The organism is Pseudomonas sp. P4_B4, from assembly GCF_056402255.1.
On sequence record NZ_JBFUHS010000078.1, the window covers coordinates 1 to 1,822 of the forward strand.

The window sequence follows — 1,822 nt, forward strand, 5'->3', positions numbered from 1 at the left end:
CAAGCACCACCCAAGCACCACCCACCTGGTTTTGCGATGCTGGATAACTGATGACGTGAACGGCCAACCGGCCTGACGACAACCCTGGGCTCTCACACGGCTGAAAGGCCGTTCCACTAATTAGGGTCGTTGGGCATCGATTCTCATCGAGGCGCGGGGCGACAACCCCAACTCAGACGCCGGATAGATGAAAGCAAGCCAAACACGACATCAACAACAGTATTGCAGAAAAGGGGGTAACCATAGATGTGGGAGCGAGCTTGCTCGCGATGAGGCCTGTACAGGCAAAGCAAACAACAAAACCATAAGCAATTTTCCGCCCACCACCCGCCACGAATAAGCGGATTTCCGCTCACCAAAACACCCTCACCCCTCTAAACCGGCCCTCTTCCCCTTGGCACAGCTCCTGCTATAGCCCCTGCAGGCTGCGTTTAATCGCGCTCCACAAAAACAATTAAATGAAGGATCCTTCAATGGATAACTCCAACTCCCTGCCGCTTGGGTCGGCTGCCGTGCCGGCCAAAGAAAGAACCACTTCCAGCCGCATCAAATCGATTTTCAGCGGTTCCGTTGGCAACATGGTCGAGTGGTACGACTGGTACGTCTACGCCGCCTTCTCCCTGTACTTCGCCAAGACCTTCTTCCCCAAAGGCGACACCACCGCCCAACTGCTCAACACTGCCGCAATCTTCGCCGTGGGCTTCCTGATGCGTCCGATCGGTGGCTGGCTGATGGGCCTGTATGCCGACAAGGTCGGGCGCAAAAAGGCCCTGATGGCCTCGGTGTACCTGATGTGCTTCGGCTCGCTGCTGATCGCCCTGAGCCCGAGTTATGAAGTCATCGGCATCGGCGCGCCGATCCTGCTGGTGTTCGCGCGCTTGCTGCAAGGCCTGTCAGTGGGAGGCGAATACGGCACCTCCGCCACTTACCTCAGCGAGATGGCAACCAAGGAGCGTCGCGGTTTCTACTCCAGCTTCCAGTACGTGACCCTGATCTCCGGCCAGCTCATCGCTTTGGCGGTGCTGATTGTCCTGCAGAACTTCCTGACCACCGAGGAGCTCTACGCCTGGGGCTGGCGCATCCCGTTCGCCATCGGCGCGCTGTGTGCCGTGGTGGCGCTGTACCTGCGTCGCGGCATGGAAGAGACCGAGTCGTTCACCAAGAAAGAAAAAGCCAAGGAAAGCGCGATGCGCACCTTGATGCGTCACCCCAAGGAACTGATGACCGTGGTCGGCCTGACCATGGGCGGTACCCTGGCGTTCTACACCTACACCACCTACATGCAGAAATACCTGGTGAACACCGTCGGCATGAGCATTTCCGACTCCACCACCATTTCCGCTGCCACGTTGTTCCTGTTCATGTGTCTGCAACCGATCATCGGCGGGCTGTCGGACAAGATCGGTCGCCGGCCGATCCTGATTGCCTTCGGCATCCTCGGGACGCTGTTCACCGTGCCGATCCTCACCACCCTGCACACCATCCAGACCTGGTGGGGCGCGTTCTTCCTGATCATGGCAGCGCTGATCATCGTCAGCGGCTACACCTCGATCAACGCCGTGGTGAAAGCCGAACTGTTCCCGACCGAAATCCGCGCCCTGGGCGTGGGCCTGCCGTACGCACTGACCGTCTCGATCTTCGGCGGCACCGCTGAATACATCGCGCTGTGGTTCAAGAGCATCGGCATGGAGACGGGTTACTACTGGTACGTGACCGCGTGTATTGCCGTGTCGTTGCTGGTGTACGTCACCATGCAAGACACCCGCAAGCATTCGCGGATCGTCACTGACTGACAGATAGATCGAAGCTGGCTGTACTGGCC

At 58.6% G+C, this 1,822-nt stretch carries 1 protein-coding gene; it reads left to right on the forward strand.

Annotated features, from left to right (window positions below):
* Positions 1 to 473 precede the first annotated feature (473 nt).
* Positions 474 to 1,793: an MFS transporter gene (locus AC1DVE_RS31095; protein WP_223459591.1), complete on the forward strand. Its 1,320-nt coding sequence runs from the start codon at positions 474 to 476 to the stop codon at positions 1,791 to 1,793.
* The last annotated feature ends 29 nt before the right edge of the window (positions 1,794 to 1,822 follow it).

Bases quoted from the DNA above. Each gene is read 5' to 3' on its own strand.
- AC1DVE_RS31095 (WP_223459591.1), top strand. From the start codon at position 474: ATGGATAACTCCAACTCCCTGCCGCTTGGGTCGGCTGCCGTGCCGGCC.